Source organism: Streptomyces sp. NBC_00289 (assembly GCF_041435115.1).
Lineage (GTDB): Bacteria > Actinomycetota > Actinomycetes > Streptomycetales > Streptomycetaceae > Streptomyces.
The window spans coordinates 8,708,254-8,721,811 of the sequence record NZ_CP108046.1 but is presented as its reverse complement, the minus strand read 5'-3'; the positions used below and the strand labels follow the sequence as shown (position 1 = coordinate 8,721,811).

Annotated in this window: 13 protein-coding genes; 7 read left to right on the top strand and 6 right to left on the bottom strand. The window is 71.7% G+C overall.

Going from position 1 to position 13,558, the window contains the following annotated elements:
• Position 1: 1 nt before the first annotated feature.
• Positions 2 to 1,279 carry an extracellular solute-binding protein gene (locus tag OG985_RS39470; protein WP_371673180.1) on the bottom strand — a complete coding sequence of 426 codons (1,278 nt, stop codon included), beginning with the start codon at positions 1,277 to 1,279 and terminating at the stop codon, positions 2 to 4.
• Positions 1,280 to 1,806: 527 nt separating this feature from the next.
• Here OG985_RS39470 and OG985_RS39465 point away from each other — a divergent pair.
• The 3 genes from OG985_RS39465 to OG985_RS39455 all read left to right on the top strand — a co-directional run bounded on the left by OG985_RS39465 (position 1,807) and on the right by OG985_RS39455 (position 4,766).
• Positions 1,807 to 2,586 carry a DeoR/GlpR family DNA-binding transcription regulator gene (locus tag OG985_RS39465; RefSeq protein WP_371673179.1) on the top strand — a complete coding sequence of 260 codons (780 nt, stop codon included), beginning with the start codon at positions 1,807 to 1,809 and terminating at the stop codon, positions 2,584 to 2,586.
• Positions 2,587 to 2,682: 96 nt separating this feature from the next.
• Positions 2,683 to 3,942 carry an MFS transporter gene (locus OG985_RS39460; protein WP_371673178.1) on the top strand — a complete coding sequence of 420 codons (1,260 nt, stop codon included), beginning with the start codon at positions 2,683 to 2,685 and terminating at the stop codon, positions 3,940 to 3,942.
• A gap of 83 nt (positions 3,943 to 4,025) precedes the next feature.
• Positions 4,026 to 4,766, top strand: a complete 741-nt coding sequence (locus OG985_RS39455) for a maleylpyruvate isomerase family mycothiol-dependent enzyme (RefSeq protein ID WP_371673177.1) — start codon at positions 4,026 to 4,028, stop codon at positions 4,764 to 4,766.
• A gap of 175 nt (positions 4,767 to 4,941) precedes the next feature.
• On the opposite strand, the gene OG985_RS39450 is transcribed toward OG985_RS39455, so the two are convergent.
• The gene (locus tag OG985_RS39450) at positions 4,942 to 5,334 is read right to left on the bottom strand and encodes a MarR family winged helix-turn-helix transcriptional regulator (RefSeq protein WP_371673176.1); all 393 of its coding nucleotides are present in this window, start codon (positions 5,332 to 5,334) and stop codon (positions 4,942 to 4,944) included.
• An 85-nt stretch (positions 5,335 to 5,419) separates the two neighbouring features.
• Here OG985_RS39450 and OG985_RS39445 point away from each other — a divergent pair, with 85 nt between their 5' ends.
• Together OG985_RS39445 and OG985_RS39440 are read left to right on the top strand one after the other, a co-directional pair.
• Complete coding sequence (locus OG985_RS39445) at positions 5,420 to 6,913, top strand: MFS transporter (protein WP_371673175.1); 1,494 nt, start codon at positions 5,420 to 5,422, stop codon at positions 6,911 to 6,913.
• Between the two features lie 208 nt (positions 6,914 to 7,121).
• On the top strand, positions 7,122 to 7,406 hold the full coding sequence (locus tag OG985_RS39440) for a DUF6332 family protein (protein WP_371673174.1): 285 nt from the start codon (positions 7,122 to 7,124) through the stop codon (positions 7,404 to 7,406).
• Here OG985_RS39440 and OG985_RS39435 read toward each other — a convergent pair.
• From OG985_RS39435 to OG985_RS39425, 3 genes are all read right to left on the bottom strand, one after another.
• The gene (locus OG985_RS39435; protein ID WP_371673173.1) at positions 7,367 to 8,032 is read right to left on the bottom strand and encodes a response regulator; all 666 of its coding nucleotides are present in this window, start codon (positions 8,030 to 8,032) and stop codon (positions 7,367 to 7,369) included. The two genes, OG985_RS39440 and OG985_RS39435, sit on opposite strands and share 40 nt — an antisense overlap.
• Positions 8,029 to 9,264, bottom strand: coding sequence for a sensor histidine kinase (locus OG985_RS39430; protein ID WP_371673172.1), 1,236 nt, complete (start codon positions 9,262 to 9,264; stop codon positions 8,029 to 8,031). Before OG985_RS39430 ends, OG985_RS39435 begins: the two co-directional genes overlap by 4 nt.
• Positions 9,265 to 9,375: 111 nt before the next feature.
• Complete coding sequence (locus OG985_RS39425; protein WP_371673171.1) at positions 9,376 to 10,104, bottom strand: TetR/AcrR family transcriptional regulator; 729 nt, start codon at positions 10,102 to 10,104, stop codon at positions 9,376 to 9,378.
• A 145-nt stretch (positions 10,105 to 10,249) separates the two neighbouring features.
• Between OG985_RS39425 and OG985_RS39420 the strand changes: the two genes are divergently transcribed.
• Positions 10,250 to 10,699 carry a nitroreductase family deazaflavin-dependent oxidoreductase gene (locus OG985_RS39420; protein WP_371673170.1) on the top strand — a complete coding sequence of 150 codons (450 nt, stop codon included), beginning with the start codon at positions 10,250 to 10,252 and terminating at the stop codon, positions 10,697 to 10,699.
• Here the strand turns inward: OG985_RS39420 and OG985_RS39415 are convergent.
• Positions 10,689 to 11,936: a geranylgeranyl reductase family protein gene (locus OG985_RS39415; protein WP_371673169.1), complete on the bottom strand. Its 1,248-nt coding sequence runs from the start codon at positions 11,934 to 11,936 to the stop codon at positions 10,689 to 10,691. The genes OG985_RS39420 and OG985_RS39415 overlap by 11 nt on opposite strands.
• A gap of 133 nt (positions 11,937 to 12,069) precedes the next feature.
• Here OG985_RS39415 and OG985_RS39410 point away from each other — a divergent pair, with 133 nt between their 5' ends.
• A complete protein-coding gene (locus tag OG985_RS39410; protein WP_371673168.1) occupies positions 12,070 to 13,425 on the top strand; it encodes a dipeptidase in 1,356 nt (451 codons plus the stop codon).
• The last annotated feature ends 133 nt before the right edge of the window (positions 13,426 to 13,558 follow it).

Genomic DNA, 13,558 nt, shown 5'->3' with positions numbered 1-13,558 from the left:
GTCACTTCACTCCCTGACGCTGGGCGATCTGCTTGGCCTGGGAGACCGCGTCCTTCCAGGCGCTGTCGGGGTCCTTGCCCTTGGCCTCGATGCTGGTCAGCTCGCTGAAGTAGGGCGCCGAGACCGCCGCGTCGGCCGGAGCCTCGTAGGTGGCGGAGATCTTCTCGGCCGCCGGGCCGAAGATGTCGATGGTCTTCTGGCCGCCGAAGAAGGCGTCCCCGCCGGTCAGCGCCGGCAGCTTGTACGCGGCCGGGGCGGTCGGGAACAGGGCCGCGTCGGTGAAGCCGCGGGCCTGGTTGTCCGGACTGAGGATCCAGCTGATGATCTTGAAGGCCTCTTCGGGGTTGCCGCAGGTCGAGGGCAGCGCCAGGAAGGACCCGCCGAGGTTGGAGGGCCCGCCCGGCAGGCTCGCCACCCGCCACTTGCCCTTGGTGCCCGGGGCGGCACTCGTGATGTCCAGCGCGTGCCAGGCGGCGCCCAGTTCGGTGCCGAGGGTGCCGCCGCTGATCGCGGCGTTCCAGGTGTTGTCGTTGATCTTGGCGTCGACGCCGAGGACGTAGGGCTTCACCGCGGTGGTCCAGGCGGCCCGGATGTGGTCCTGGTCGCCGATGAACGTGTTGTCCTCGTCGATGAAGCGCTGGGTGCCCTGACCGATGATCATCGAGAACACGGAGCCGATGTTGTTGATCAGCACGGTCTTCGGCACGGCCTTGTGCAGTTCGACGCCGGCTTTGAAGTAGTCGTCCCAGGTGGACAGTTGGGCGGAGACCTCGGCGGGGTCGGTGGGCAGTCCGGCCTTCGCGAAGAGGTCCTCGCGGTAGTACATGGCGCAGGGGCCGATGTCGATCGGGAAGCCGATGAGCTTGCCGTCCTGGGTGGTGGCCTGCTTCAGCTTCCACGACAGGTACTGCGGGACCAGCTTGTCCGCGCCGACGGTCTTCAGGTCGATGAAGCGGTTGGCGTTGGGCAGGAACGAGGCGATGTCCTCGCCCTTGATACCGGTGATGTCCGGGGCGGACTGCGCGGCCCGCAGGCCGGTGAGCAGCTTGGTCTTGAAGTCGCCGCCGACCACGGAGGTCTTGAGGCTGATGTCGGTGAAGTGCTTCTTGGCGTCCGCGACGACCTTGTCGCTCAGGCCGCCGGACCAGTACCAGAGGGTCAGGTTCTTGTCGTCCTTGCCGCCGCTCGAACCGGCACCGCGGCCGCACGCCGCGGTGGCACCTGCCGTGGCGGCCGTCAGTGCGGCCGCCTGAAGGAATCGTCTGCGGGAAAGGTCCACGGTTCTTCTCCTGTTGTTCGGCTTGTCCGGCAAGGACCCGCGAGTCGTGTCGGCAACGAGCGGTGGTCGCGTCCGGCAAGGACGTGTGAGTCGCGTCCGCGAGGACGCGGGAACCGCATCCGCGAGGACGCGGGAACCGCATCCGGCAGAGGCGGGTGAGTCGCGTTCGGCAAAGACGTGAGGGTCGCGTTCGGCCGTGTCCAGTGAGGACATCCCGGCCGTGGGCGAAGGCTGGGGAGGGGAGGGGAGGCGGTGGAGGGGTCCGGATGGCTGTAGGGCGACGGTGGACGAGGAACGCCTCGCCGCCCGGAACGAATGACTAGGTCTTCTCAGACGGTGCCGACGCGTCGACAGCGGCGAAATGCGCCGCTGATCCGCTTCGGCCGACCGGAGTGGGGCCCGAGCCCGGCTCGAATTACGCAAGAGAGTGCACCCGGTGCACGGTTTTGACAAGGGTCAAGCGTGAATCGAGACATCCATGCGCAACTTTGCTTGAGTTTGGCGAGTTCGCGAGTATGGTCGGCGGCATGCTCGCTGACCGAAGACATGAGTTGATCCTGCGCGCACTCCGCGCGGACGGGCCCACCAGCGTGCTCTCCCTTGCCGAGAGGATCGGGGCGAGTCAGGCCACCATCCGGCGGGATCTCGCCCAGCTGGAGGACGAGGGCCTGCTCAAACGGGTCTACGGTGGCGCCGCTCCCGTCGTCGGCGAGGACGACCCGTTCGCGGACGTGGCGGCCGTCCGGGTGGAGGCGAAGGACACCCTGGCGGCCTGGTGCGCAAACCTCGTCAAGGACGGTGAGACGCTTCTGCTCGACATTGGCACCACCGCGCACCGGGTGGCCCGCCACCTGCACGGCCGGTCCCTCACCGTGATCACCAGCAACCTGGCCGTCTACGAGGAGCTCCAGGACGACAAGGCCGTCCAGTTGATCCTGCTGGGTGGCGTGGTCCGGCGCGACTACCGCTCGCTGGTCGGATTCCTCACCGAGGACAACCTGCGGCAGGTCCACGCCGACCGACTGTTCCTCGGCACCAGCGGCGTCCGCCCCGACGGCCAGGTGCTGGACACCACCGCCGTCGAGGTGCCCGTCAAGCGGGCGATGATCGCCGCCAGCGCCCAGGTGGTCCTGCTGGCCGACGCGGGCAAGTTCCCCGGCACCGGGATGGCCCGGGTGTGCGGCCCGGACGACCTCGACGTCGTGGTCACCAACACCGGGGCGGACGAGAAGACCTGCAGCCGGCTGCGCGAGGGGGGTGTCGAGGTGATCGAGGTGGGACCGGCACCCCCGTCGATCGGGGTATGACAGGCACCCGCGTCATCGTCGTCTCCTCGCACCGGTCCTGGCCCACGACCGGCCGGCTTCCTTGTCCCCGTCCCGGTCACCGCTTAGCCTGATTTTGTGCCGCTCATAAACAAACCCGAGACACGCACGCCCGCCCCGCACAGCGCGGTCACCCGACTCCGCGTGGTGCTCACCGTCTTCTTCGCCCTGGACGGCTTCCTCTTCGCCGGATGGGTCGTGCGCATCCCCGCCGTCAAGCACCAGACGAACGCCTCCGCCAGCACCCTGGGCCTCGCGCTGCTGGGGGTCTCCGCCGGCGCGGTCCTCACGATGATGTTCACCGGACGACTCTGCCGCCGCTACGGCAACCACCCCGTCACCGTGTTCTGCGCCGTCCTTCTCTCGCTCAGCGTCGTGCTGCCGGCGCTGGCCCACACCGCCCCCGCCCTGGGCGCCGCGCTCTTCGTGCTCGGCATGGGCTACGGCGGGATCAACGTCGCCTTCAACAGCGCGGCCGTCGAGCTGGTGGCCGCCCTCGGCCGGCCGATCATGCCCAGTTTCCACGCCGCGTTCAGCCTGGGCGGGATGGCCGGCGCGGGCCTCGGCGGACTGGTCGCCGGTCATCTGTCACCCGCCCGGCACCTGCTCGGCCTCACCCTCATCGGCCTGCTGGTGAGCGCCGTGGCCGGCCGGGCCCTGCTGCACAGCGCACCCCCGGCGCCCGTGCACGACCTGCCCCGCGAGGAGCGCGCGCCCCGCCGCCTCGACACCCGCACCCGGGGACTCGTCATCGTCTTCGGCCTCATCGCACTGTGCACCGCCTACGGCGAAGGGGCCCTCGCCGACTGGGGTGCCCTGCACCTGGAACAGGACCTCGACGCCTCCCCCGGTCTCGCGGCCGCCGGCTACTCCTGCTTCGCGCTCGCCATGACGGTCGGCCGGCTCACCGGCACCACGCTCCTCGAACGCCTGGGCCGCACCCGTACCGTCGTCGCCGGCGGCACCACCGCCGCGCTGGGCATGCTGGCCGGCTCACTCGCCCCCACGGTCTGGATGGCGCTGCTGGGCTTCGCCGTCACCGGGCTCGGCCTCGCCAACATCTTCCCGGTGGCCATCGAACGCGCCGGTACGGCGGCCGGCCCCACCGGCGTCGCCGTCGCCTCCACCCTCGGCTACGGCGGCATGCTCCTGGGACCACCGGCCATCGGCTTCATGGCCGACTGGTTCTCTCTGCCCGTCGCCCTGACCAGCGTCGCCGGCCTCGCGGCCGTCGCAGCGCTGGTCGGCCTCGCTGTCCACCGGGCGGACGCGAGGCCGGACGCGAGGCCCGACGCGAGGCCCGACGCGAGGCCGGACGCGAGGCCGGACGCGAACTGAGCGGGCATCCCCTCCGCCGACGCCGACCGCTCATGCCGGGACGGCCTCCCTTCGACCCCGCTCCATCGGGCACACTCACCCGCATGGAGACTGCCGAGTTCGTCGAGATCCTGGACCGCGAGGGCCGGTTGCTGGCCGGGGCCGCCGAGGCGGCCGGGACCGACACCAAGGTGCCCACCTGCCCGGAGTGGCAGGTGCGCGACCTGCTGCGGCACACCGGGATGGTGCATCGCTGGGCAGCCGCGTTCATCGCCGAGGGGCACACGTCCTGGCGCCCCGACGGGGGCCTGCCGGACCTCGACGGCACCGCGCTCCTGACCTGGTTCCGGGAGGGGCACACCCACCTCGTGGACACCCTCCGCTCCGCCGCACCCGACCTGGAGTGCTGGTCCTTCCTGCCCGCGCCCTCCCCGCTCGCGTTCTGGGCGCGGCGGCAGGCGCACGAGACGACCGTGCACCGGTTCGACGCGCAGTCGGCCCGCGGCGGCACTCCCGACCACATCGCCCCCGGCTACGCGGCCGACGGCATCGACGAGTTGCTGCGCGGTTTCCACGCCCGCCCCAAGAGCCGGGTCCGCAGCGACCGGCCCCGGGTTCTGCGGGTGCGGGCGACGGACCTCGAAGACGCCGTGTGGACCATGCGCCTGTCCCAGGAGGCGCCTACGGCCGTGCGGGGCGAGGCGGGCGACGCCGACTGCGAAGTGGCGGGACCGGCCGCCCCGTTGTACCTGTCGCTGTGGAACCGGCTGCCGTTCCCGGACGTCAGCGGTGATCCCGCGATCGCCGCGCTGTGGCGCGAGAGGTCGGCCGTCACCTGGAGTTGAGCGGGGAGAGTCGGGCCGTTCGGCCGTCGGCATCCGCGCCAGAGGTGAGAGGCCGGGCGAGAGGCCGAACGCCTCCTGGAGTTGAGCGAGCCCAGGTGCCTGATCGGGCTGTGGGGCGTCCGCGCCGAACACGAGAGGCCGGGCGTCACCTGGAGTCGAAGGACCAGACGCGCCGTCAGGCCGTCAGCATGCGCGTCAGCACCTCGCGCTGTACGGGCAGTACGTCACCGTGCAGCGCGCGCCCCTTCGGGGTGAGCCCCACGCGTACGCCCCGCCGGTCCTCCGGGCACATGCCGCGCTCCACGAGGCCGTCCTTCTCCAGCCGGGCGATGAGCCGCGACAGCGCGCTCTGGCTGAGGTGGACCCGTTCGGCGATCTCCTGGACGCGGTACACGCAGTCACCGTCCGCCGCTCGCGCCTCGGCCAGCACGTCGAGGACCTCGAAGTCGCTTGCGCACAGACCGTGTTGGTGCAGGACGCGGTCGAGTTCACACTGCGTGCGCGCGTGCAGCGCCAGGATGTCCCGCCACTGGTCCACGAGCGCCTGCTCGGCCTTCTTCGCCGCCATGGCCGCACCGTAGCAGAGAAGGAAATTTATTGCATCGACATTAAATGCGTTTGCATTGAATGCATGCGCATGTAGTCTCTCCGGCATGACCTCTCCGCTCACCCACCCCGCGTCCGAGGGACGCTGGACGCCCCGGCTGTGGGGCACTCTGCTGGTGCTGTGCGCCGCGATGTTCCTGGACGCGCTGGACGTGTCGATGGTCGGCGTCGCACTGCCGTCCATCGGCACCGAGCTCGATCTGTCCACCTCGACGCTGCAATGGATCGTCAGCGGCTACATCCTGGGATACGGCGGCCTGCTCCTCCTCGGCGGACGCACCGCGGACCTGCTGGGCCGACGCCAGGTCTTCCTCGTGGCCCTGGGCATCTTCGCGCTCGCCTCCCTGCTCGGCGGGCTGGTCGACTCGGGACCGCTGCTGATCGCCAGCCGCTTCATCAAGGGACTGAGCGCCGCCTTCACGGCGCCGGCCGGACTGTCGATCATCACCACGACCTTCGCCGAGGGCCCGCTGCGCAACCGCGCCCTCTCCATCTACACCACGTGCGCGGCCACCGGCTTCTCCATGGGACTCGTGCTCTCCGGCCTGCTCACCGAGGCCAGCTGGCGCCTGACCATGCTGCTGCCCGCGCCGATCGCCCTGATCGCCCTGGTGGCGGGCCTGAAACTGCTGCCGCGCAGCGAGCGCGAGAAGGACCACAACGGCTACGACATCCCGGGCGCCGTCCTGGGCACCGCCTCGATGCTGCTGCTGGTCTTCACCGTCGTGCAGGCCCCGCAGGAGGGCTGGACGTCCGCCCGTACGCTGCTGTCCTTCTTGGCGGTGGCCGTTCTCCTGACCGTCTTCGTCGCGGTCGAGCGACGCTCGGCGGGCCCGCTGATCCGGCTCGGCGTGCTGCGCTCGGGCAGCCAGATCCGCGCCCAGCTCGGCGCCATGGCCTTCTTCGGGTCGTACGTCGGCTTCCAGTTCCTGGTCACGCTGTACATGCAGTCGCTGCTCGGCTGGTCCGCACTGCACACGGCACTCGCGTTCCTGCCGGCGGGCGCGCTGGTGGCGGTGTCCTCGACGAAGGTGGGCTCGATCGTCGACCGCTTCGGCACCCAGCGGCTGATCGCGGCGGGCTTCGCGCTGATGGTCGTCGGGTACGCGCTGTTCCTGCGGGTGAACCTCGACCCCGTGTACGCCTCGGTCATCCTGCCGTCGATGCTGCTCATCGGCGCGGCCTGTGCGCTGGTCTTCCCCTCGCTCAACATCCAGGCCACCAACGGCGTCGACGACCACGAGCAGGGCATGGTCTCCGGGCTGCTCAACACCTCGGTGCAGGTGGGTGGCGCGATCTTCCTGGCCGTCGTGACGGCCACGGTGACCGCCGGCGCCCCCGAGAACGCCACTCCGCAGGCCGTCCTCGACAGCTACCGGCCCGGCCTGGTGGTGGTGACGGCCATCGCCGTCGCCGGCCTGCTGATCAGTCTCACCGGACTGCGCGCCCGCCGGCCGCGTCAGTCCGTCGTGGTCGCCAAGTCGACGTCCGCGGCCGCCTCCCCGTCCCAGGAGTCGGAGCGCGTGACGGTGCGCGACTGAGGGCGTCGGACGGCCACGGGCAGCAGGCAGTCCGTACACCGACCCGGTGTGAGGCGCCCCGTCAGGCGCTGATCACCGCACCAGGAGGCCGTTGCGACCGGCCGGCGGCACCGACAGCCGCCGGACCCGGTCCGGGGGACGCCTCCGAAGCCTGTGCCCGGCGGGGCCCGCTTGCCCCGCCGGGCACACGGCTGTGACACTCGGCCCCATGGGGAGCTACGGGGGACGGCGCGATCAGGCCGAGCGGGACGCGATCACCGTCGAGATCGGATACGCGCTGTGCAGCGCGTTGTTCGCGGCGGCGGTCGTCTTCGGGGCGGTCGCCGGACCGGCGCTGCTGTTCGAGCTGCCGGACACCGCGAGCCGTCTGCTGCTGCGCGCGGGCCTCGTCCTCGCCCCCGTCCTGGGCGCGGCCCGCACGATCAGCGTGCTGATGCGCTTCCGGTCCGGGCCTCAGCCCAGCCAGCCCGGGCGCACCAACCCCGACTCGTAGGCCAGCACCACCAGTTGGGCCCGGTCACGGGCGCCCAGCTTCACCATGGTGCGGCTCACGTGTGTCTTCGCGGTGAGTGGGCTGACCACCAGGCGGCGGGCGATCTCCATGTTGGACAGGCCGATGCCGACCAGGGCCATCACCTCCCGCTCCCGCTCGGTCAGCCCGGCGAGGGCGTCGGCGGCGGCGGGCTCCTTCGAACGGGCCGCGAACTCGGCGATCAGACGGCGGGTCACTCCCGGTGACAGCAGCGCGTCGCCCCCGACCACCGCCCTGACCGCGCGCAGGAGTTCTTCCGGCTCGGTGTCCTTCACCAGGAAGCCCGAGGCGCCCGAGCGGATCGCCTCGAAGACGTACTCGTCGAGCTCGAAGGTGGTCAGCATGACCACCTTGACGTCCGCCAGCCCACCGTCGGCCGAGATGTGGCGGGTCGCGGCCAGGCCGTCGAGCACGGGCATGCGGATGTCCATCAGGACGACGTCGGGGCGCAGTTCGCGCGCCTTGCCAAGCGCCTCCTCGCCGTCCGCGGCCTCACCGGCCACCTCGATGTCCGGCTGCGCGTCGAGCAGCGCCCGGAAGCCGGCCCGTACCAGTGACTGGTCGTCGGCGAGCAGTACGCGGATCACCGGTCCTCCTTGAGCTTCAACGGCAGAACGGCGAGCACCTCGAAGCCGCCGTCCGGGCGCGGGCCCGCCTCGATCGTGCCACCCAGCGCGGCGGCCCGCTCCCGCATCCCGGCCAGCCCGTTGCCGCTGCCGCCCACGTCGGCTCCGGTCGCGGGCCCGTCGTCGTCGATCCGCAGCCGGAGCGCCGTATCTTCGTGGTCGAGGCGCACGCGTGCGTGCCGCGAGCCCGAATGCCGTACGACATTGGTGAGGGCCTCCTGGACGATGCGGAAGGCGGCGAGGTCCGTGCCGGGGGCGAGACGGGGAGGCCGCCCCTCGACCGCGACCGTGAGCCCCGCGCCCGCCGCCTGCTCCACCAGCTCCGGCAGCCGGTCCAGGCCGGGCGCCGGGGCGCGCGGTGCGGCGCCGGGCGCGCGGAGCGTGTCGAGCACCTGGCGGACCTCGCCGAGCGCCTCCTTGCTCGCGGTCTTGATGGTGGTGAGCGCCGTGCGGGCCTGCTCCGGATCGGTGTCCAGGAGGGCGAGGCCGACGCCCGCCTGCACGTTGATGACGGAGATGCTGTGCGCGAGAACGTCGTGCAGCTCCCGGGCGATCCGCAGCCGCTCCTCGTCGGCGCGTCGCCGGGCCGCCTGGGCGCGCTCGGCACGGTCACGGACCCACTGCTCACGCTTGGTCCGGGCCAGTTCCGACACGGCGACGATCGCCACCACCCAGGTGGCGATGACGATCTCCTGCGCCCAGGAAGCGGACGGGTCGCGGGACGCGGGCAGCCATCGGTAGAGCCAGTGGGCCACCAGGACATGCCCGGCCCAGAGCATGCCCAGGGCGCTCCAGGCGGCCCGCCGGTGGCCGGCGACCACGGCACTGAAGCAGGCCACGGCGACGGTCAGGAAGACCGGGCCGTAGGTGTAACCGGCGCCCAGGTAGACCATGGCGGCCGCCGCCGTGCCGAACACGACGGCCACCGGGTACCTGGTCCGCCACAACAGCAGGCCCGAACCGAGCACCAGCAACACGCGCGCGAAGCCGTCGGGGGCGGTCCGGTCACCCTCCTGGATGTGGGCGGCGGCGTTCGATCCGATCAGTACGAAGACGGTGAACAGCACCGTGGAGCGCCACGGCCACCGGACCGTCCGCTCCTGGCCGCGCCGGCCGTCCCAGCCGGTCCGCCACTGCGGGCCGTGCCGCCACGACCGGGGCGGGCCGCCCCCGCGTACGCGCTGCTCGTCCATGACCGCCACGCTAGACGCCGCACGGCACGGGGGGCGTCAGCCGGGCGCGGTGATCACGCGTACTCCCCGGGGAGTACGTCCCCCGAGATCTGCGGGCCTGCCCGGAGAGGGCTATCCGAGGCCCACGTTGACGCCGAGCCGGGCCGCGGCGTGCCGGAAGAACGGCCCGCGGTCCTCCACGACCCGGTGGAACTGGCCGAACAGTTCGAACCCGATCAGCCCGTACAGCTCGGCCCAGGCAGTGACGAGTGCCGCGACCACCGCCGACGGGAGGTCGGGCGCGAGGTCGGCGGCCATCCGTTCCGCCTCGGCGCGCAGTTCGACCGGCAACGGGGGCTCGACCAGACCGCGGCCGCGGTGGGCGTCCCGGACGATGCCGATGAGCAGCAGACCCACCCGGGAGGCGGACGGAACGGTGCTCACGGGCGCGACATATCCCGGAACCGGTGATCCGTAGATCAGCGCGTACTCGTGCGGGTGCCCGAGCGCCCAGTCGCGTGCCGCCTCGCACACCGCCGACCAGCGCCGCAGCGGATCGGCGTGCGCCACGGCGGCGTGGGCGGCCTCGGCGGCCTCGCCCTGGGAGTCGTAGGCGTCGACGATGAGCGCGGTCAGCAGGTCGTCGCGGCTGGGGAAGTAGCGGTACAGCGCGGAGGAGACCATGCCGAGTTCCCGGGCCACCGCGCGCAGCGACAGCTTGGCGGCCCCGTCCGCGGCGAGCTGTCTGCGCGCTTCGTCCTTGATGGCCGCGGTGACCTCGACCCTCGCCCGGGCGCGCGCGCCCTGTGCGGCGCCGCGGGGGGTGTTCGTGGGAGGAGTGCTCATGGGAGGAGTGCTCATGGGAGGAGTCTTCCACGCTCCTGGAGCGGTGCACACAAACGAGAGCATCAATCAGAAAAGAGAGCAGTGCTCTTGCTTCGTTCGCCGAACTCGTCCACACTCGAACTCAGGCGAGAGCACCGCTCTCCGACGATCTGGGGGCACCATGTCCACGCACGTGCAGAAGCCCGGCTGGTTCACCGTCAACGTCCTCAACCGTGCCGTGAGCTGGATGACGCGCCGCGGCGTCAGCGTGTGGGGCTCCAGGATTCTGGCGGTGCGCGGCCGCAGGAGCGGGGAGTGGCGCACCACCCCCGTGAACCTGCTGACCGTCGACGGACAGCAGTACCTCGTCGCCCCCCGCGGCCACGTCCAGTGGACGCACAACATGCGGGCGGCGGGCGGCGGGGAGCTGCGCCTCGGCAAGAACGTCGACGTGTTCACGGCGACCGAGATCGGCGACGACGACAAGGTCCCGCTCCTGCGCGCCTATCTCAAGCGCTGGAAGGCCGAGGTCGGCGTCTTCTTCAACGGGGTCGGCCCCGACTCCACCGACGCCGACCTGCGGCGCATCGCCCCCGACCACCCCGTGTACCGGGTCACGGTCAGGAACTGACCCCGCTGCCGCCCGAACGCCGGTCGAGCGCCATCAGCGCGCGCTGCGCCATCGGATGGGTGCGGACGAGCTCGCCGAGCGTCGTCGAGCCCCGCGTGATGTCCCTGAACGCGTTCCAGGCCGGGCGGAAGCCGGTGAGTGCCGCGTGGAACAGACCGGGACGGCGTTCGAACGCCGCCAGCATGGTCTTGCCGACGCTCATCTCCACGCCGAGCCCCGCCTTGATGGCGAAGGCGTAGTTGAGGGCCTGGCGCCGGGCGTCCACCGCGTCGTGGGCCTCGGCGATCCGCACCGCCCACTCCCCCGCGAGCCGCCCCGAGCGCAGCGCGAACGAGATTCCCTCCCGGGTCCACGGCTCCAGGAGTCCCGCCGCGTCCCCGCACACCAGCACCCGGCCGCGCGACAGCGGCGAGTCGTCGGCACGGCAGCGGGTCAGGTGACCGGAGGAGATGCTGGGCTCGAAGCCGGCGAGCCCGAGCCGGGCGACGAAGTCCTCCAGATACCGCTTGGTCGCGGCGCCCTCACCGCGTGCCGAGATCACACCGACCGTCAGCGTGTCGCCCTTGGGGAAGACCCAGCCGTAACTGCCGGGCATCGGGCCCCAGTCGATGAGCACCCGGCCCTGCCAGTCCTCGGCGACCGTCTCCGGCACCGGGATCTCCGCTTCCAGCCCGAGATCCACCTGGTCGAGCTTCACCCCGACATGTGCTCCTATCCGGCTGGCACTGCCGTCGGCGCCCACGACCGCCCGTGCGAGCAGCGTCTCGCCGCCCTGCAGCACGACGGCCACCGAGCGCCGGTCCGGGACCGCCGAGCCGTGCTGCTCGACCCGCGACACGGTGACGCCCGTGCGCAGTTCGGCGCCCGCCTTCTGCGCGTGTTCGACCAGCTGCTGGTCGAACTCGGGACGGTTGATCAGCCCGAACAGCATCTGCCGGGAACGGCGCGTGCGGGTGAAGCGGCCGTTGTTGGAGAACGTCACCGCATGCACCCGGTCCCGCAGCGGCAGCTCGAAGCCGGGCGGCAGACAGTCGCGCGACGGCCCGATGATGCCGCCTCCACACGTCTTGTACCGGGGCAACTCCGCTTTCTCGAGCAGCAGTACGCGCCGCCCCGCGACCGCCGCCGCATAGGCGGCGGAGGCGCCCGCGGGTCCCGCGCCCACCACGACGACATCCCACACCTGCTGGACGTCGTCCGCCGAAGAGTCGTCCGCCGAAGAGTTCTCGCTGCTCACGATGGTCTACTGCTCCCGATCAAGCCGCTGCCGCACCTGTCTCCCGCATCCTACGGCGGGTGTCGCCGCAGACCGCTGTGGGAGGATCTGCAGCACTCACCAGTACAACGTCGCACCCACAAGGAGCGTGCCCATGTCGTCGCATCCGGTCGCCGAGACCGTCGCCTCACTGATGCCCGGAGCGAGGGCGGAACTCGCCGAGCTCGTGGCGTTCAGGTCGGTGGCGGACTTCGACCAGTTCCCCAGAAGCGAGAGCGAGGGGGCCGCGCGGTGGGTCGCCGACGCGCTGACCGCCGAGGGGTTCCAGGATGTCGCCCTCCTCGACACGCCTGACGGCACGCAGTCCGTGTACGGCCATCTGCCCGGACCGCAGGGCGCGAAGACCGTCCTGCTCTACGCGCACTACGACGTGCAGCCGCCCCTGGACGAGGCCGCCTGGGCCTCCCCGCCGTTCGAGCTGACCGAGCGCGACGGCCGCTGGTACGGGCGCGGGGCCGCCGACTGCAAGGGCGGCGTGATCATGCACCTGCTGGCCCTGCGCGCCCTCAGGGCCAACGGCGGGGTGCCGGTCCACGTGAAGGTGATCGTCGAGGGCTCGGAGGAGCAGGGCACGGGCGGACTGGAGCGGTACGCCGAGGAGCACCCCGACCTCCTCGAGGCCGACACCGTCGTCATCGGCGACGCGGGCAACTTCCGCGTCGGGCTGCCCACGGTCACCGCCACGCTGCGCGGGATGACCCTCGTCCGCGTGCAGGTCGACACGCTCGAGGGGAACCTGCACTCGGGCCAGTTCGGCGGCGCCGCGCCCGACGCCCTCGGCGCGCTGATCCGCGTACTGGACTCGCTGCGCGCCGAGGACGGTTCGACGACCGTGGACGGCCTCACCCCCGCGACCCGGTGGGAGGGGCTGCAGTACGAGGAGGAGCAGTTCCGCGAGGACGCCAAGGTGCTGGACGGCGTCGAACTGATCGGCTCGGGTACGGTCGCCGACCGCATCTGGGCGCGTCCCGCGGTCACCGTCCTGGGCATCGACTGCCCGCCGGTCGTCGGCGCCACGCCGTCCGTACAGGCCGGCGCCCGCGCGCTGGTCAGCCTGCGGGTGCCGCCGGGTGTGGACGCGGTCGAGGCCACCAAGCTGCTCCAGGCCCACCTGGAGGCGCACACTCCGTGGGGCGCCCGGGTGCGGACCGAACAGATCGGCCAGGGGCAGGCGTTCAGCGCCGACACCACCAGCCCGGCGTACGCCGCGATGGCGGAGGCGATGGCGGTGGCGTACCCGGGCCGGGAGATGCAGTACGCCGGCCAGGGCGGGTCCATCCCGCTGTGCAACACCCTCGCCGCGCTCTACCCGCGCGCGGAGATCCTGCTCATCGGCCTCAGTGAGCCGGAGGCCCAGATCCACGCGGTCGACGAGAGCGTGTCCCCGGAGGAACTGGAGCGGCTGTCGGTCGCCGAGGCGCTGTTCCTGAGCAACTACGCGACCGGCTGAGCCCGGCACTCGCACCCCCGACGGCGAAGGGCCCCTCACCCGAACCCGCACTGGGGGACGGGCGAGGGCCCTCGTCACCCGACGAGGGCCCTTTTCGGCCGTGCGCAGCCCGTTCTGGTGTTGCGCGACGTCA

Coding starts and splice junctions, on each gene's coding strand:
- OG985_RS39465 (WP_371673179.1), top strand. CDS start 1,807: ATGCTCGCTGACCGAAGACATGAGTTGATCCTGCGCGCACTCCGCGCG.
- OG985_RS39455 (WP_371673177.1), top strand. CDS start 4,026: ATGGAGACTGCCGAGTTCGTCGAGATCCTGGACCGCGAGGGCCGGTTG.
- OG985_RS39450 (WP_371673176.1), bottom strand. CDS start 5,334: ATGGCGGCGAAGAAGGCCGAGCAGGCGCTCGTGGACCAGTGGCGGGAC.
- OG985_RS39445 (WP_371673175.1), top strand. CDS start 5,420: ATGACCTCTCCGCTCACCCACCCCGCGTCCGAGGGACGCTGGACGCCC.
- OG985_RS39440 (WP_371673174.1), top strand. CDS start 7,122: ATGGGGAGCTACGGGGGACGGCGCGATCAGGCCGAGCGGGACGCGATC.
- OG985_RS39430 (WP_371673172.1), bottom strand. CDS start 9,264: ATGGACGAGCAGCGCGTACGCGGGGGCGGCCCGCCCCGGTCGTGGCGG.
- OG985_RS39425 (WP_371673171.1), bottom strand. CDS start 10,104: ATGAGCACTCCTCCCATGAGCACTCCTCCCACGAACACCCCCCGCGGC.
- OG985_RS39420 (WP_371673170.1), top strand. CDS start 10,250: ATGTCCACGCACGTGCAGAAGCCCGGCTGGTTCACCGTCAACGTCCTC.
- OG985_RS39410 (WP_371673168.1), top strand. CDS start 12,070: ATGTCGTCGCATCCGGTCGCCGAGACCGTCGCCTCACTGATGCCCGGA.